The sequence below is a fragment of the Streptomyces mangrovi genome (assembly GCF_900114215.1).
GTDB classification, from domain to species: domain Bacteria; phylum Actinomycetota; class Actinomycetes; order Streptomycetales; family Streptomycetaceae; genus Streptomyces; species Streptomyces barkulensis.
This window is the reverse complement of sequence record NZ_FOSG01000009.1, coordinates 90,931-108,478: the sequence shown is the minus strand read 5'-3', so window position 1 is coordinate 108,478 and position 17,548 is coordinate 90,931. Positions and strand designations below refer to the sequence as shown.

Annotated in this window: 12 protein-coding genes; 7 read left to right on the top strand and 5 right to left on the bottom strand. The window is 73.5% G+C overall.

All coding sequences use genetic code 11. From position 1 onward, the window contains the following. The first annotated feature begins 136 nt into the window (after positions 1-136). From rhaI to BM237_RS14780, 7 genes are all read left to right on the top strand, one after another. Positions 137-1,297 carry an L-rhamnose isomerase gene (gene rhaI, locus BM237_RS14810; RefSeq protein WP_093850106.1) on the top strand — a complete coding sequence of 387 codons (1,161 nt, stop codon included), beginning with the start codon at positions 137-139 and terminating at the stop codon, positions 1,295-1,297. 5 nt (positions 1,298-1,302) lie between these two features. Further along, on the top strand, positions 1,303-3,357 hold the full coding sequence (locus tag BM237_RS14805) for a bifunctional aldolase/short-chain dehydrogenase (protein ID WP_093850105.1): 2,055 nt from the start codon (positions 1,303-1,305) through the stop codon (positions 3,355-3,357). A gap of 72 nt (positions 3,358-3,429) precedes the next feature. Further along, positions 3,430-4,926: a rhamnulokinase gene (locus BM237_RS14800; RefSeq protein WP_281253924.1), complete on the top strand. Its 1,497-nt coding sequence runs from the start codon at positions 3,430-3,432 to the stop codon at positions 4,924-4,926. Next, entirely contained in the window at positions 4,917-5,708 is a 792-nt protein-coding gene (locus tag BM237_RS14795; RefSeq protein WP_093850104.1) for a (Fe-S)-binding protein, read from the top strand. Before BM237_RS14800 ends, BM237_RS14795 begins: the two co-directional genes overlap by 10 nt. Next, positions 5,705-7,279: a lactate utilization protein B gene (locus BM237_RS14790; RefSeq protein WP_093850103.1), complete on the top strand. Its 1,575-nt coding sequence runs from the start codon at positions 5,705-5,707 to the stop codon at positions 7,277-7,279. The genes BM237_RS14795 and BM237_RS14790 overlap by 4 nt, the downstream gene beginning before the upstream one ends. Beyond that, positions 7,276-7,956: a LutC/YkgG family protein gene (locus tag BM237_RS14785; RefSeq protein WP_093850102.1), complete on the top strand. Its 681-nt coding sequence runs from the start codon at positions 7,276-7,278 to the stop codon at positions 7,954-7,956. Before BM237_RS14790 ends, BM237_RS14785 begins: the two co-directional genes overlap by 4 nt. A 113-nt stretch (positions 7,957-8,069) precedes the next feature. Continuing rightward, the gene (locus BM237_RS14780; RefSeq protein WP_093850101.1) at positions 8,070-9,365 is read left to right on the top strand and encodes an exo-beta-N-acetylmuramidase NamZ family protein; all 1,296 of its coding nucleotides are present in this window, start codon (positions 8,070-8,072) and stop codon (positions 9,363-9,365) included. Here BM237_RS14780 and BM237_RS14775 read toward each other — a convergent pair. The 5 genes from BM237_RS14775 to BM237_RS14755 form a co-directional block, all read right to left on the bottom strand. Beyond that, positions 9,356-11,977, bottom strand: coding sequence for a hypothetical protein (locus BM237_RS14775; protein ID WP_093850100.1), 2,622 nt, complete (start codon positions 11,975-11,977; stop codon positions 9,356-9,358). The genes BM237_RS14780 and BM237_RS14775 overlap by 10 nt on opposite strands. A 318-nt stretch (positions 11,978-12,295) precedes the next feature. Next, positions 12,296-12,820, bottom strand: coding sequence for an O-acetyl-ADP-ribose deacetylase (locus BM237_RS14770; protein WP_093850099.1), 525 nt, complete (start codon positions 12,818-12,820; stop codon positions 12,296-12,298). 86 nt (positions 12,821-12,906) lie between these two features. After that, on the bottom strand, positions 12,907-13,554 hold the full coding sequence (locus BM237_RS29585) for a LuxR C-terminal-related transcriptional regulator (protein ID WP_240957832.1): 648 nt from the start codon (positions 13,552-13,554) through the stop codon (positions 12,907-12,909). Positions 13,555-13,858: 304 nt separating this feature from the next. Beyond that, the gene (gene pabB / locus BM237_RS14760; protein WP_093850098.1) at positions 13,859-16,024 is read right to left on the bottom strand and encodes an aminodeoxychorismate synthase component I; all 2,166 of its coding nucleotides are present in this window, start codon (positions 16,022-16,024) and stop codon (positions 13,859-13,861) included. A 31-nt stretch (positions 16,025-16,055) separates the two neighbouring features. Further along, positions 16,056-17,546 (bottom strand): AMP-binding protein, encoded by a 1,491-nt coding sequence (locus BM237_RS14755; protein WP_107415233.1) that lies wholly within the window; start codon positions 17,544-17,546, stop codon positions 16,056-16,058. Positions 17,547-17,548 lie beyond the last annotated feature (2 nt).

Sequence of the window (17,548 nt, the reverse complement as noted above, 5' to 3'; positions counted from 1 at the left end):
AATTCGAATGTCCGGGGAGTTCTGCGCCTCTGGACCTCGCCCGCCCCCCGCCCCTTGACACCCTCATCGGAACCCCCATAGCTTTCCGGCGATGAAACGATTCACGAAGCCGTCCGGACCTCGGGAGCTCTGACGCATGACCGCCGTGTCCGCCGTGAAGGCGGCCCTCAGGAAACAGGCCATCGAGACGCCCTCGTGGGCCTACGGCAACTCCGGAACACGTTTCAAGGTCTTCGCGCAGCCCGGTGTCCCGCGCACCCCCCGGGAGAAGCTCGACGACGCGGCCCGGGTGCACGCGCACACCGGCGTCGCGCCGACCGTGGCCCTGCACATCCCCTGGGACCGGGTCGACGACTACGCCGGGCTGGCGCGGTACGCGAAGGAGCGCGGCCTGTCCCTCGGCGCGATCAACTCCAACGTCTTCCAGGACGACGACTACCGGCTCGGCAGCGTCTGCCACCCCGACGCGGCCGTACGGCGCAAGGCGCTGGACCATCTGCTGGAGTGCGTCGACATCATGGACGCCACCGGCTCGCGCGATCTGAAGCTGTGGTTCGCCGACGGCACCAACTACCCGGGCCAGGACGACATACGCGCCCGCCAGGAGCGGCTGGCCGAGGCGCTCGCCGCGGTGTACGAGCGCCTCGGCGGGGGGCAGCGGATGCTGCTGGAGTACAAGTTCTTCGAGCCGGCCTTCTACACCACCGACGTCCCCGACTGGGGCACCGCCTACGCCCACTGCCTGAGACTGGGCGAGAAGGCGCAGGTGGTGGTGGACACCGGTCACCACGCGCCGGGCACCAACATCGAGTTCATCGTGGCCGTGCTGCTGCGCGAGGGGAAGCTGGGCGGTTTCGACTTCAACTCCCGCTTCTACGCCGACGACGACCTGATGGTCGGCTCGGCCGACCCCTTCCAGCTCTTCCGGATCATGTACGAGGTGGTGCGCGGCGGCGGTTACGGGCCGCGGACCGCCTTCATGCTCGACCAGTGCCACAACATCGAGGCGAAGATCCCCGCGATCATCCGCTCGGTGATGAACGTCCAGGAGGCCACCGCCAAGGCCCTGCTGGTCGACCGCGAGGCGCTGTCGGCGGCCCAGGCGTGCGGCGACGTGCTGGCCGCCAACGCCGTGCTGATGGACGCCTACAACACCGACGTACGGCCGCTGCTGGCCGAGGTCCGCGAGGAGATGGGCCTGGACCCGGACCCGGTCGCGGCCTACCACCGCTCGGGATGGGCCGAGCGGATCACCGAGGACCGCAAGGGCGGCCGCCAGGCCGGCTGGGGAGCGTGAGGGACATGGACGGCGACCGCAGGACGGAGCGGGAGACCATCGAGGCGCTGCTGGCGCGCTCGCACCGGCTGGGATCCGATCCGCGCAACACCAACTACGCGGGCGGCAACACCTCCGCCAAGGGCACCGGCACCGACCCCGTGACCGGAGGCGGGACCGAACTGCTGTGGGTCAAGGGCTCCGGCGGAGACCTGGGCACGCTGACCGCCGGCGGGCTGGCGGCCCTGCGCCTGGACCGGCTGCGCGCGCTGAAGGACGTGTATCCGGGGGTGGAGCGCGAGGACGAGATGGTCGCCGCGTTCGACCACTGCCTGCACGGCCGGGGCGGCGCGGCCCCCTCCATCGACACCGCGATGCACGGTCTGGTGGACGCCTCCCACGTCGACCACCTCCACCCCGACTCCGGCATCGCGCTCGCCTGCGCCGCCGACGGCGAGAGGCTGACGGCCGAGTGCTTCGGCGACACCGTCGTCTGGGTTCCGTGGCGGCGTCCGGGCTTCCAGCTCGGGCTGGACATCGCCGCGGTCAAGGAGGCCAACCCGCAGGCGATCGGCTGCGTCCTGGGCGGGCACGGCATCACCGCGTGGGGCGACACCTCGAACGAGTGCGAGGCCAGCTCGCTGCACATCATCCGCACCGCCGAGGCGTTCCTCGCCGAGCGCGGCCGGCCCGAGCCGTTCGGCCCGGTCCTGGAGGGCTACGGGCCGCTGGAGGAGGACGAGCGCCGGGCGCGCGCCGCCGCGCTGGCGCCGTACGTGCGCGCCGTCGCCTCGGCCGACCGGCCGCAGGTCGGGCACTTCACCGACACCGGCGTCGTGCTGGACTTCCTCTCCCGCGCGGAGCATCCGCGTCTGGCGGCCCTGGGCACCTCCTGCCCGGACCACTTCCTGCGCACCAAGGTCCGCCCCCTGGTCCTGGACCTGCCGGCGACCGCGCCGCTGGAGGACGCCGTCGCCCGGCTGAAGGAGCTGCACGCCGAGTACCGCGCGGAGTACCGGGCGTACTACGAGCGGCACGCGACCGCCGGCTCCCCCGCGATGCGCGGGGCGGACCCGGCGATCGTCCTGGTGCCGGGGGTGGGGATGTTCTCCTTCGGCAAGGACAAGCAGACCGCGCGGGTGGCGGGCGAGTTCTACGTCAACGCGATCAACGTGATGCGCGGGGCCGAGGCCGTCTCCTCCTACTCCCCCATCGAGGAGAGCGAGAAGTTCCGCATCGAGTACTGGGAGCTGGAGGAGGCCAAGCTGCGGCGGATGCCGGAGCCGAAGGCCCTGGCCACCCGGATCGCGCTGGTCACCGGCGCCGGGTCGGGCATCGGGCGGGCCATCGCGCACCGGCTGGCCGCCGAGGGCGCGTGCGTGGTGGTCGCCGACCTCGACGCGGAGAGGGCCTCCGCCGTCGCCGGGGAGCTGGGCGGCCCCGACAAGGCGGTGGCGGTGACGGTGGACGTCACCGACGAGGAGCAGATCGCCCGGGCGTTCGCGGCGGCCGTCCTCGCCTTCGGCGGCGTGGACCTGGTGGTCAACAACGCGGGCATCTCCATCTCCAAGCCCCTGCTGGAGACGACCGCGAGGGACTGGGACCTCCAGCACGCCATCATGGCCCGCGGCTCCTTCCTGGTCTCCCGCGAGGCCGCCCGGGTGATGACCGCGCAAGGACTGGGCGGCGACATCGTCTACATCGCCTCCAAGAACGGGGTCTTCGCGGGCCCCAACAACATCGCCTACGGCGCCACCAAGGCCGACCAGTCCCACCAGGTGCGGCTGCTCGCCGCCGAACTGGGCGAGGCGGGCATCCGCGTCAACGGCGTCAACCCCGACGGCGTGGTGCGCGGCTCCGGCATCTTCGCCGGCGGCTGGGGGGCGCGGCGTGCCGCGGTGTACGGGGTGCCGGAGGAGAAGCTCGGCGAGTTCTACGCCCGGCGCACCCTCCTCAAGCGCGAGGTGCTGCCCGAGCACGTGGCGAACGCGGTGTTCGCCCTCACCGGCGGCGAGCTGAGCCACACCACCGGACTGCACATCCCCGTCGACGCGGGCGTGGCCGCCGCCTTCCTGCGCTGACGCCCCCCAGATCCCCCGCCCGGCCACCGCGGTCGCCGGGCGGGCCCAACCCACCGTCCCGCGAGGTCCACCGTGCCCCCTGCCCCACCACCGCGCTCCCCCCTGTCCTTCGCCGCCGTCGACCTGGGCGCCTCCAGCGGGCGCGCCATGGTGGGCACGGCCGGGCCGGGCGTTCTGGAGCTGCGCGAGGCGCACCGTTTCCCCAACCGTCCCGTCCGCGTCGGCGGCACCCTGCACTGGGACGTCCTCGGCCTGTACCGGGGTGTGCTGGACGGGCTGCGGGAGGCGGGCCGGGCCGCGCCCGGGGGACGTCTGGCCTCGGTCGGCGTCGACTCCTGGGCCGTGGACTACGGGTTGCTGGACGCCTCGGGCGCGCTGCTGGGCAATCCGGTGCACTACCGCGACGGCCGTACGGCGGGGGCCGCGGGGCGGGCCGCGGCCGTGCTGCCGCCCGAGGAGCTGTACGCCGCCACGGGCCTGCAGTACCAGCCGTTCAACACCCTCCACCAGTTGGTGGCGGCCCGCGGTACGCCCGCGCTGGCCGCCGCCCGGCGCCTGCTGCTGATCCCGGACCTGGTGGCGTACTGGCTGACGGGCGAGGCGGGCACCGAGCTGACCAACGCCTCCACCACCCAGCTGGTCGACCCGCGCACCGGCGACTGGGCGCGGCCGGTGGCGAAGGCGTTCGGCGTCGACCTGTCGCTGTTCCCGCCGCTGCGGCGGCCGGGGGATCCGGCGGGCGAGCTGCTGGGCGAGGTGCTGGAGGAGTGCGGGCTGGCCGGGCCGGTGCCGGTGACGGCCGTCGGCTCGCACGACACCGCCTCCGCCGTGGCCGGGGTCCCCGCACAGAGCGGGCGGGCGTTCGCGTACATCGCCACGGGCACCTGGTCGCTGGCCGGTGTGGAGCTGGAGGCGCCGGTGCTCACCGAGCAGTCGCGCGCCGCGAACTTCACCAACGAACTGGGCGTGGACGGCACGGTCCGCTATCTGCGCAACATCATGGGCCTGTGGCTCCTCCAGGAGTGTCTGCGCTCCTGGGAGGCCGAGGGGCTCGCGCCGGACCTGGCGGTGCTGCTGCGCGAGGCGGCGAAGGCGCCCGCGCTGCGCTCGGTGGTGGACGCCGGCGATCCGGCCTTCCTGGCGCCGGGGCGGATGCCCGCGCGGATCGCCGAGGCGTGCCGGCGCACCGGCCTGCCGGTCCCCCGCGATCCGGCCGAGACGGTCCGCTGCGTACTGGACTCCCTGGCCCTGGCCCACCGCCGGGCGGTCGCCGACGCCCAGCGGCTGTCGGGGCGGGAGGTGGAGGTGGTGCACATCGTCGGCGGCGGGGCGCGCAACGAGCTGCTGTGCCGGCTGACGGCCGACGCCTGCGGGCTGCCGGTGGTGGCGGGCCCGGCCGAGGCGGCGGCCTTCGGCAGCGTGCTGGTCCAGGCGCGCGCGGCCGGCGCCGTGCGCGGCGACCTGGCGGCGCTGCGCTCCCTGCTGCGCGCCACCCATCCGCTGCGGCACCATGAGCCCATGGGTGACCGGGCAGCCTGGCGTCGGGCGGAGGCCGCGGTATGCGGGTAGCGCTGTTCGTGACGTGTGTGACCGACACGCTCTACCCGGGCACCGGGCGGGCCACTCTGGCCGTGCTGGAGCGGCTGGGGGTGGAGGTGGACTTCCCCCTCGCCCAGAGCTGCTGCGGGCAGCCCCAGTTCAACACCGGCTACCGGCGCGAGACCGAGCCGCTGGTGCGCCGCTTCGCCGAGGTCTTCCGCGGCTACGACCACATCGTCACCCCGTCCGGTTCGTGCGCGGCGATGGTGCGCGAGAACCATCCGCGGATCGCCGCCCGGGCCTTCGGGGGCCGGAGGGCGGACGAGGTGGCCGGTGCGGCTTCCAGGACGTACGAGCTGAGCGAGTTCCTGGTGGACGTGCTGGGGGTGACGGACGTGGGCGCGTACTACCCGCACACGGTGACCTACCACCCCACCTGCCACGGCCTGCGGACGCTGGGGCTGGGCGACCGGCCCCGGCGGCTGCTGGAGAACGTGCGCGGCCTGGAGCTGGTGGAGCTGCCGGGCGCGCGGGAGTGCTGCGGTTTCGGCGGGACGTTCGCGGTGAAGAACGCGGCGGTGTCGGCGGCGATGGGCGCGGACAAGGCGCGCGGCATCGAGGGAACGGGGGCGGAGGCGGTGTGCGCGGTGGACAACTCCTGTCTGATGCACATCGGCGGCACCCTGGCCCGGCGGGGTTCGGCCGTCCGGCCCGTCCACCTCGCCGAGATCCTGGCCTCGACGGACGGCGGCACGGCGACCGACGGCACGGCGGGCGGCACGGCGGGCGGCACGCGGGAGGCGGCGCGATGAGCGGTGGGACGTTCCTGGGCATGCCCGCCTTCCCCGAGGCCGCCGCCGCGGCCGTCCGTGACACGCGGCTGCGCGGCAACCTGCGCCACGCCACCGGCACCATCCGCGCCAAGCGCGCGCGGGCCGTCGCCGAACTGCCGGACTGGGCCGGGCTGCGTGCCGCCGGCGCGGCGATCAAGGACCGCACCCTGCGCCACCTCGACCACTACCTGGAGCGGCTGGAGGAGGCCGTGACCGCCGCGGGCGGCACCGTCCACTGGGCCGCCGACGCCGCCGAGGCCAACCGGATCGTCACTCAGCTGGTCCGAGCCACCGGCGAGAGCGAGGTGGTCAAGGTCAAGTCGATGGCCACCCAGGAGATCGGCCTGAACCAGGCCCTGGAGGCGGCCGGGATCCGCGCCTACGAGACCGACCTGGCCGAGCTGATCGTCCAGCTCGGCGACGACCTGCCCTCGCACATCCTCGTCCCCGCCATCCACCGCAACCGCGGCGAGATCCGTGACATCTTTCGCTCCGAGATGGGGCGTTGGGGCCGCCCCGCGCCCGAGGATCTGAGCGAGGAGCCGGCCGAGCTGGCCGAGGCCGCCCGGCTGCACCTGCGGGAGAAGTTCCTGCGCGCGAAGGTAGGGATCTCGGGCGCCAACTTCATGGTGGCCGAGACCGGCACACTGGTGGTGGTGGAGTCCGAGGGCAACGGGCGGATGTGCCTGACCCTGCCCGAGACACTGATCTCGGTGGTCGGCATCGAGAAGGTGGTGCCCACCTGGCGCGATCTGGAGGTCTTCCTCCAACTGCTGCCCCGATCCTCCACCGCCGAGCGGATGAACCCCTACACCTCGATGTGGACGGGGGCCGCGGATGCCGAGGGCGCCGACGGCCCGCGCGACTTCCACCTGGTGCTGCTGGACAACGGCCGCACCGACGCGCTGGCCGACACCGTGGGCCGCCAGGCGCTGCGCTGCATCCGCTGCTCGGCCTGCCTGAACGTCTGCCCGGTCTACGAGCGGGCGGGCGGGCACGCCTACGGCTCGGCCTATCCGGGCCCGATCGGCGCGATCCTCACCCCCCAGCTGCGCGGCACGGTCACGGAGCTGGACGCCTCGCTGCCGTACGCGTCCTCGCTGTGCGGGGCCTGCTACGAGGTCTGCCCGGTGGCCATCGACATCCCCCAGGTCCTGGTCCATCTGCGCGAACGCGTCGTGGAGGGCGGCGAGGCGACGGTGCGCGGACGGCGCACCACCATCCGCCCCGCCCGCGGCCACGCCGCCGAGCGCGCGGCGATGCGGGCGGCCCGCTGGGTCTTCGAGCATCCGGCGGCGCTGCGGGCCGGCCAGCGGCTGGCCTCCCGCACCAGGCGGCTGCACCCGCGCCGCCTGCCGGGACCGGGCCGGGCCTGGACGGCGAGCCGAGAGCTGCCCGAAGTGCCCGCCGAGTCCTTCCGCGACTGGTGGCTGCGCGAACGGGGGAACGGGAGCGGGGGGCGGAAGGGCCGGGAAGATCAAACAGATCAAACAGGGCAGGCAGAGCAGACGGAGCGGGCAGGGCGGGCAGAGGGGGGAGGCGACCGATGAGCGACCGCGAGACGGTGCTGGGGCGGATCCGCGGCGCCCTGCGGGACGTACCGCGCTCCGAGACGCCGGACGACGTCCCCGTCCCCCGGGAGTACGCGCGCGCCCGTCTCCCGTCCGGGACCGGGGCGGCCGGGGCGCTCACCGGGCTACTGGCCGAGAACCTGGCGGACTACCGCGCCGTGGTGCACCGCACCGGCGAAGACGGCCTGCCCCTGCTGCTGTGCCGTCTGCTGGCGACGCGCGGCAGCGCCACGGTGCTGGTGCCGCCCGGTCTGCCGCCGCACTGGCTGAAGGCCGCCGACCCCGTCCGTGTCCACGACCGCGCCGCCTCCACCGCACGCGAACTGGACTCGGTGGACAGCGTGGTGACCGGGTGCGCGGTGGCGATCGCGGAGACCGGCACGATCGTGCTGGACGGCGGCCCCGGGCAGGGACGCCGACGCATCACCCTGATCCCCGACCACCACATCTGCGTGGTGCGCGCCCCCGGGCAGGTGGTGGCGTCGGTGCCCGAGGCACTGGAGAGGCTCGCCCCGGCCCGTCCGCTGACCTGGATCTCCGGCCCGTCGGCCACCAGCGACATCGAGCTGGACCGGGTGGAGGGCGTCCACGGCCCGCGCACCCTGGAGGTGGTCCTCGTCGAGGATCCGGCCCCCGAAGGAGGCGGCGCGGGGTGAGCACCGGGCGGGCGCGACCGGGGCTGCTCCGTCGGGGCGCCGTCATTGCTCTGTACCTCTGTCACCGTGCGTGGCCTCTTGTCGCTCAGCACGCCCGCGGCTAGCTTCCCCGCATGCCTTCCCGCCGATCCCTCCTCGCCGGCGGCGCGGCAGCCGCGCTGGCCGCCCCGCTTCTGCCCCCCGCCACCGCCGCCGCCACCGCCGCGGGCGGCAGCCGCTCCGGCGGCCGGGGCGTCGTCCCCGGCGCCGACGTCGCGGCCGCCCGCGACTGGTCCATGCTGCGCGGCCGCAGGGTCGGGGTGATCAGCAATCCCACCGGCGTACTGCGCGACACCGGCCACATCGTGGACTCCATGGCCGCGCGCAGCGAGCTGGAGATCGTCGGGGTGTTCGGCCCCGAGCACGGTTTCCGGGGCAGCGCGCAGGCGGGCGGATCCGAGCCGGAGTTCACCGACCCGCGTACCGGCCTGACGGTGTACGACGCGTACGGGGCGGGCGCGGCGAAGCTGGCCGAGCTGTTCACCAGGGCCGGGGCGGACACGATCGTCTTCGACATCCAGGATGTCGGCGTCCGCTTCTACACCTACATCTGGACCATGTACAACGCGATGGTCGCCGCCCGCTCCACCGGCGCCCGCTTCGTCGTGCTGGACCGTCCCAACCCGATCGGGCGGCGGGCCGACGGCCCGCTGATGACCGAGGAGTTCACCTCGGGCGTCGGCGCCGAGGTGATCATCCAGCAGCACGGGATGACGGTGGGCGAACTGGCCCGCTACTTCAACGGCGAGCTGCTGCCGAAGGAGGGCGGGGGCGGGGAGCCGGCGGAGCTGGAGGTCGTGCCGGTGCGCGGCTGGGACCCGTACTCCACCGCGCACGGCAGCGGCCTGCCCTGGGTGCCGCCCTCCCCGAACATGCCGACCGCGGACACCGCCGTGGTCTACGCCGGGACCGGTTACTTCGAGGGCACCAACCTCTCGGAGGGGCGCGGCACCACCCGACCGTTCGAGTTCGTCGGCGCGCCGTACCTGGACCACCGCTACGGCGACCGGCTGAATGCGCGGAAACTGCCGGGGGTGCGGTTCCGCGAGGGCTACTTCGTGCCGACGTTCGGCAAGCACACCGGCACCACCTGCGCGGGCGTCCAGATCCACGTCACCGACCCGCTCCGCTACGAGCCGATCCCCACGGCGGTGGCGATGCTGGTGGAGGCGCGCCGCCACCCCGACTTCGCCTGGCGCCAGGACTCCTGGGACACCGGGCGCCCGTTCTGGATCGACAAGCTCTCCGGCTCACCCCGGCTGCGGGAGATGATCGACGCGGGCAAGGACGTGGAGGAGATCACGGCCGCCTGGCGGGAGGAGGTGCGCGCCTTCGAACGGGCGCGCCGCCCGTACCTGCTCTACCGCTGAGAGCCGCCGGTGCCGGCGGCCAGGGCGGCGCAGTCGATCTCGCCGTCCGCGCCGGTGCCCTCGCAGCGGAACACCTCCCGGGGCGGTTCGTCGAGGTCGGTGATGTCGCCGACCTTCAGAAAGGAGATCGTCCGGCCCATCGGCTCCCCTCCGCCACGGTGGAACCTGATTTGGCCCGTGGCGCCGGAGAACGGCCTCTCGCCGTTCAGACGAAGCACCTCGGTGTGGACCGTCACCGGGCCGACCAGCCGCGGGTCCCACGTCTCGCCGGGGACCCGGACACGCTCGGTCAGCGACTCGACGGCCTCCAGCAGCAGGAGGGCCGAGTCGTGGGCGAGCCCGACGCGCTCGCCCACCGGCTCCTCCGGGGCCTCTCCTTCCGGGCCGGTGCAGCGCGGTGTCTCCAGAGGACGGTCCCCAAGGGTCGTGCTGACCAGTTGGAGGAACTTGGCCGCCCTTCCGTCCCGCCCCTCCCGGGCCCGGGAGCGCAGGGCCTCGCAGGTGGCCAGGGGGGCCTTGGAGGCGAAGACGAGCGGCAGGCCGGCCGGCGCGCTCCTGCGCAGCGACGGGTTGGCCATGTAGCGGTTGACCGAGTCGTCGGCCACCAGGAGGCGCGGCTGCTCCTCGCAGGTGGCCAGGCCCCTGAGGAAGTCGTGGAACTCCGACCACCGTCCGGCGAAGAACAGCATCCCCGGGTAGCCGCACTCCTCCCTCCGCAGCCCCTTGGCCATGAAGTCCTCGACGTACTCGACGCCCTCGACCTTCTTCCTCACCTCCTCCACCAGGGTGGAGACATAGATGTCGTCCTCCCGGCTGGAGCGCTCGCCGACGGTGTAGTAGACGCGCGCCTTCCGGATGCCCCGGCTCCTCGCGTACTCGGCGACCATGGTGGCCTGGTCCCTGTTGGGGGTGGCGATCTGCAGGTAGAGCGAGGACCCCTGGTACATGCCCTCACCGGAGAGGGTCGGTGCTATCGCGGGGATCCCCTCCTGGTTGAGCCTCTTCAGGGCCCGGAATGTGCTCTTGCGGCTCTCCACCAGCCCCACGACACCGATGACGGGGGCCTCTCCCCCGCCGCGCGCCAGGTCCGCGATCATGTCGATCACCGGGGCGGCATGCCTCATCTGGAAACCGGCGTTGGCGACCACGACGTGCATCAGCGGTACGTCGGCGGCGGAGGCCGGCTGCTTGATCCCCCGGTACTGGGCCACGGCCAGTCCTTCGAGTTCCTGGCGCTCGGCCGCGTACGCCTCCTCGTCGTCATTGGTGTTGCGGCCCGTCAGCGTTCCCAGGTAGACGACCGTGACGTAGGGGCGGCGCCGGTCGCTCTTCTCCCATCCCCTGCGCGCCCTCCGGTTCTGCTCGAAGATCTTCTCCTGGACCCGCTGGAGCTTCTCCTGGCCCGGCTCGTCGTTGAACCGGAAGGCGTCGCTGTCGCTGTAGCCGACGCACTCGCCGCCCGCGCTCCGGACGGACACCTGACCGGAGAAGGGCCGGTGCAGGCAGTCCGGTCCGCCCAGCCACTGCCGCGACCATCCCAGGAGCGGCACCAGCAGGGCCAGGCACAGCGCGGCGGCGAAGGTGCGGTGGGTGTACCACCGCGGTGCACCGGGTGCGATCACCGGCGGTCCGCCGCCGTCCTCGCCGCCGTCCTGCGCCGGCATGCCGGAGATCTCCACCGGCAGGAGCCAGGCCGTGTCGTCCGCGGCCGGCCTTCCCGGGCCCGGCCCCCGCTCCCGTGCGGTCCCGCCGCCCTTCCCGACTTCCTCCGGCCGGACGGGAACGAGCGCGGAAGTCTCCGGGGCGCCGGTGTTCCACGGCTGCCTCCGACGGGCGTAGACGGCCAGCAGCGGGTCCCACCACCCCGTCTCGCAGCGCACTTCGCCGACCAGTCTGAGCAGGCGCTCGCCCGCGTCCCCCGGCCCGGCCCCCTTCACCAGTACGACGGGGTAGACCGTCCGCCGCCAGCACCGCACACGCCAGGACAGGCGGGGGTACGCCCGCCGGAGGTCCTGCAGGAAGGCATGGACCAGCAGCTTGTCGATCTCCTCCCGCCGCTCGCCGTTGCGCTCCAAGGCCAGGATCCACCCGGCGAAGGCCAGGAAACCCCCCGAGCTCCTCGGCACCAGGTACTCCTGGCGCATGAACCATCGGTAGGGACGGCCGATCCCGGGGAACCGCCCGGACACCGCCAGTTGGAACAGAGCCGCGGGGATCCCCTGCCGCAGAAGCCACCACACAAGCTGCCACACGGCCCCGATCTGGCCGACGAGACCGCCCTGGTCCACCGCCTGGCCCTCCTGAACGGGAGTCCGGCGGCTGCGCAGCCGGGCGGCGGCCTCGGCACGGCCGCCGCCACCGCCCCCCTCGCCGTTCCACGGCCCCAGCAGGCACCGCAGCACCTCGTAGTGCCGGAAGCCGAGGTGTCCGGCACCGAAGCTCCGCACCGACAGCAGTTCGTGCACCCTGTCCAGCAGCACGCGGACGCCGTCCGCGCCGGACGGCTCCCCCGTGTCCGCCCGCGCATGGGGAACCTGCCGCCCGTCGGTGGTCCTCAGCCGCTTCTCCAGGGAGTCGAGGACGGCGGTGGCGCCCTCGCCCCCGAGCCACACCAGAGGGAGGTCACGGTCCCTCCGGGGCCGCCGGAGCAGAGAGCCGATCCACTCCAGGAAGTAGCCCGTGCCACGCGGCGAACACGCCCCGGACGGCCGCCCACCGCCCTGGGTGGCTCCGCCACCGCCCGACGCAGCCGCACCGCTCCCGCTTCCCACGCCCATGCCCGTATCCACCCCCGTGATCCGGCCAGTCGGCGCTCCGACCGCCCCGAGCGCCGGGGCACAGTCTGCCGAAAGGTCTGACGCGATATCAGGGTCTCGCGGAAAAACGTTCCGGCCGTGCTTCCCGCCGACCGTCCGCCGGCGGGGCAGTGGTCACATCGCCGCGGCGAAGGCCTCGTAGGCCCGCCGGTCGAACAGGACGAAGCGGATCTCCTCGAACGCCCTGGCCTCCTCCTCCCGCCCGGCCTCCTCCCGCACCGCGCGCAGCGCGGTGCGGGCCCCGTCCTCCGGCGGCCAGCCGTAGGCGCCCGTGGAGACCGCGGGGAAGGCGATGGTGCGGGCGCCCAGCTCGCGGGCCACCCGCAGGGACTCCCGGTAGCAGGAGGCGAGCAGTTCCGAGCGGTCCTCGTCCCGGCTGAAGACCGGTCCCACGGTGTGGATCACCCAGCGCGCGGGCAGCCGCCCGGCCGTGGTGGCCACCGCCTGTCCGGTCGGCAGGCCCCTGCCGTAGCGGGAGGCACGCAGGGCCCGGCACTCGGCGAGGATCTCCGGGCCTCCCCTGCGGTGGATCGCCCCGTCGACGCCTCCGCCGCCCAGCAGGGAGGAGTTGGCGGCGTTCACCACCGCGTCGACGCGCTGCTCGGTGATGTCGCCCCGAACCGGTCGAATCCGTGTCATGCGGTCCTCCTCTCGGCGGCGGGCGTCCCTGTCGGCGCGCTCGCGGTGAGTTCGGGGTGGGACCGGAGCGCACTCGGGCGGTGGGTTCACCGGTCGGCGTCGGCGAGTAAACCCATGCGGTGAGCGGTTCGCGCGGCCATGGTCCGGTTGGAGCAGTTCAACTTGGACAATATACGGCTGACGTGCCGCTTCGCGCCGTGCTCGGTGATGTCCAGCCTGAGGCCGATCTCCTTGTTGCTGAGCCCCATCGCCAGCAGCACCAGGGTCTCGCGCTCCCGCGGCGAGAGTACGGGCTGCTGCAGGGGGAGCAGCGGTTCGCGCAGTGCGGAGAGAGCGATGCGCCCCAGCACCGGGGGGAAGGGCATCTCACCCCGGGAGAGGGCGTCCAGGGCCCTGCTCAGCGAGTCCTCGCTGAGTTCCTCGGTCATCATGAAGCCGTCGGCGGGGTACCGGGCGGCGCGTTCCAGAAACGTCGGGTCGGAGTCGCCGAGGATGACGAGGGAGGTGGCGCCCTCGGCACGGATCGCGCAGAGCGCCTCCTCCGTCGCGTCGTCGGGGCCGCGGCAGACGAGGACGACGAGTTCGGCGGAGCGTCTGCGCACCTCCGCGGCGGCGCTCGCGCCGTCCGGGACGGACACGACCTCCGCGACGTCGTCCGTCTCGGTCAGGAGCGCCTCGATACCTCTGCGCAGCACCTTCGGCCCGCCGGCCACCAGTACGTGCAGAGAAGTCACCGGGCACAGGGAACACACTGCTGTAGATCTCATCTGACCCCCATATACACAGATGGAGCAAACGCCCACGGCCGGCGGAGCGCTGGGGCCGGCCGTGGGCGACATGGGACGCGGCGGCGCCGTCCGGCTGTCCGGTGACGGCACGGCTCGCGGTCAGGTCAGCGGACGCGAGGGCGGCGACAGCGGCGACCCCCGGTGTTCCCTCCGGTGTCTGCGGCTTCTGTGCATCGGGAACTCCCCCGTTCGCCAGGAGTTGGGACCGGCACAGGTTCGTACCTGCGTCGGCCGGTAACGGTCTAACTTGTTACCCGAACGCGGAGGATCGAACAATAATCTTTCCGCGGTCCGCAACAGGCGTGTCGGGGGCGGCCAGCCCCCGCAGCGGAGCACGCAGTTTCACCAGCATCTCCTCGTACTCGGCGGCCGGATCCGAGTCGAGCACGACGGCCCCTCCCGCGCCGACGTCCAGGCAACCGCCGTGCGCCACGGCGGTGCGGATGACGATGTTCAGATCGGCCGCCCCGGTGAGACCGATGAAACCGAGGGCCCCGGAGTACACACCGCGCGGACGGTCCTCGAGACGGCCGATGATCTCCATGGTCCGGAGCTTGGGGGCGCCGGTCATGGACCCCCCGGGGAAGCAGGCGCGGACGGCCCGCACCGGACCGACGCCGGGCAGGAGCCGGCCCCGCACGGTGGTGACGAGCTGGTGCACGGTGGTGTAGGACTCCACGTTCATGAAGGAGGGCACGTCCACACTGCCGATTCCGCAGACCCGCCCCAGGTCGTTGCGGAGCAGATCCACGATCATCAGGTTCTCCGCGCGGGTCTTGGGCGAGGAGGCGAGCTCGTCCCCGGCCCGGGCGTCCTCGGCCGGGTCCCGGTGGCGCGGTGCGGTGCCCTTTATCGGCCTCGCCTCCGCCACGCCGTCCTCGCCGATCTTCAGGAAGCGCTCCGGGGACGAGCACAGCACGCGGGTGTCGCCGGCCTGGAGGTAGGCGGCGTACGGCGCGGGGTTGAGCGCCCGCTGGCGCAGGTAGAGGGCGAACGCGTCGCCGCGGAAGGGGATCCTCGCCTCGGTGGTCAGGCAGATCTCGTAGCTCTCGCCCGCGTGCAGCTCGTCCAGGCAGGCGCGGACACGTTCCAGGTACACCCCGCGGGGTGCCTCCAGCCACGCCTCGGGGTCCACCCCGTTGGCCGGTTCGGCCGGTTCGGCGCTCCGGTCGCCGTCCGGCCGGCGCCAGTTCGGTGCCCGCCGGGCGGCCTCGGCGAGCCATCGCCTCGCGTCCGCGAGCTCCGCGGGCTCATCAAGGCTCGCGGCGACCAGCCAGGTGTCGTTCTCCTCGTGGTCGACGACCAGGAACCGGGTGGCCGTCATCCACACCGCGTCCGGCGTGGACGAGGAACGGGCGTTGGGCGAACCGCAGTCGGCCTTCACCTCGTAGCCGAGGTAACCGACGTAGCCGCCCTTGAGACCGAAGGGGAGTTCGGGGGCGTGGGGGGCGGGGCGTTCGCGCGTCCGCCGGTCCAGGACGTCGAAGATGCCGCCGGGCAGCCGGCACCGGTGGCGCCCGTCCGCGTCGAGCACCTCCACGTGCCCGGTGCCCACGGCGTAGCGGAGCACCTCGCCCGACGGGCCGTCCGGGTGGCCGACGAAGGAGAAGCGGGCCGTCTCGGAGGAGGTCCGGCTGCTGTCGAGCCAGAAGGCGTACGGGCGGTCGGCGCACAGCTCCCGGAACGCCGTGCCGGCGTCGACGGCGTACGGCAGACGCGCGTGGTGCAGTGTCCATCGCGGACGCCCGTCCGAGAGGGTGCGGGGCTTTCCCGGGGCTCGGGCCGGAAGAGGCGAAGGGACCGGGCGGGATGACGGAACCGGAAGAGGCGAAGGGGACCGGTGGGCCGTCGCCAGTTCCCGGAAGTTCTCCAGCAGTTCGGCACCGTACTCGGTGGCTATGGACTCCGGGTGGAACTGCGCCCCCCACCAGGGGCGGAACCGGTGGTGGAAACCCATGAGCACACCGTCCTCGGCCCAGGCGTCGGCCTCGACGTCGTCGGGCAGACCGGTGACGCACAGCGAGTGGTAGCGGACGGCCGTGAACCCCTGCGGAAGCCCCGCGAACAGCCCCTCACCCCGGTGCTCCACCCGGGTCAGGTGCCCGTGCCGGGGACGGGGGGCGGGGACGACACGGGCACCGGCCAGCCGGGCGAGTCCCTGGTGGCCCAGGCACACGCCGAGCGTCGGCAGACCGCTCTCCCGCACCACGTCCAGGGCGCGCCCGGTGTCACGCGCACGCTGCGGGCGTCCCGGGCCCGGGGACACCGCGATCGCGTCGAAGCGGCCGGCGAGGGACGCCGTCAGCCGCGGATCGTCGTTGGCCAGTACGTGCGGCGGCGTGCCGTAGGTGCGGGCGAGAAGCTGGTAGAGGTTGAAGGTGTAGGAGTCGTGGTTGTCTACGAGCAGTGTGCGCACAGGCCGCTTCCTCCGCTTCGGCGCATGACGGTCACTCGGCCGGGCCCGGCCTGTTCCCCCCGGTCCGGCGCAGGACGAACCGGCGCAACTTGCCGGTGGGGGTACGCGGCAGTTCGGGGACGAAGACCACGGACCGGGGCACCTTGTAGCGGGCCACCCGGCCGGTCAGCCGCCCGAGGAGTTCCTCCGCGCCGGGCGGCCGGACCGATCCGCCCTCCCGGGGGACGACGAAGGCCCGCAGCCTGGTCGCCCCGCGCTCGTCGGGGCACGCGGCCACCGCCGCCTCCAGCACTCCGGGGTGTTCCTGCAGTATCCGCTCGATCTCGTGCGGGGCCACGGTGATGCCGCCCACCATCTCCAGGTCGTCGGCGCGCCCGCGGTGGACGTAGCTCCCGTCGGGCTCGCGGACCGCCAGGTCCCCCGTGTCCAGCCACCCGTCCACGACCGTCTCCGAGGTCTGCCGCGGTTTGTTCAGGTAACCGGCCATCAGGGTCGGCCCCGCCACCCACAACCGCCCCTCGGCGCCCTCGGGCACATCGCGCCCGTCCTTGTCGGTCAGGCGCAGCCGGTAGCCGTCGACGGGACGTCCGAGGGTGCCGACGCGGTCGGCCTCGACGGTGTTGGCGCAGAAGGCGTGCCCGGCCTCCGTCGAGCCGATCTGCTCCAGGACCGGGGCCCCCAGGAGCCCGCTCGCGCGTTCGGCCAGGGACGGGCTCAGCGACTCGCCGGCGGACACCGCGGCACGGACCGTCCGCAGGGACGCGGGATCGCCCTCCGCGACCAGCTGGGCGTAGGAGGTGGGCACGCCGTACAGCAGCGTGACACCGTGGCGGGAACACGCCTCGCGGACATCGGCGGGGGTGGGCCGCCGGGGCAGGAGTACGGCGCTGCCGCCGGAGAAGAGCGGGAAGACGAAGGCGTTGCCGAAACCGTAGGCGAAGAAGAGCCGGGAGATCGACAGGGTGACGTCCCGCTCCGCGGCCCGCAGCGCCCCCCATCCGGTGGAGCGGTGGTAGTGGAAGGGATCCCGGTGCCGGTGCACCGCCCCCTTGGGCTCGCCCGTCGTACCCGAGGTGTACTGCACGTACAGGGGGGCGTCCGCCGGAAGGCGCGCGGGTTCCGCGCGGGGCGCCCGTGCCGCCTCGCGCAGCAGCTCCTCCCCGGTGAGGGCGGGGGCCGGGAAGCGGTCCGCGATTCCCTCGGGGCAGAGGACGAGGACGGGGTCGCTGTCGGCGGCCAGCCCGGCATGCTCACCAGGGGCGAGGTCGGGGTTGACGAGCACGGCGACGGCTCCCAGCCGGGCGGCACCCAGGAAGGCGACGATCCATGCGGAGCTGTCGTGCAGGGCGATCAGAACCCGGTCACCGCGCCGCACCGAGTGGTGCGCCAGCACGGTCGCGGCGCGGGCGGCGGTGTCGTGGATCTCGCCGTGCGTCCAGGTCCGCCCGGGTTCGTGGAAGGCCGGGAGGAGCTGCCGGCCCCGGCGTTCGGCAAGGTCGGCGAGTTCGGCGGCGAGGTTCACAG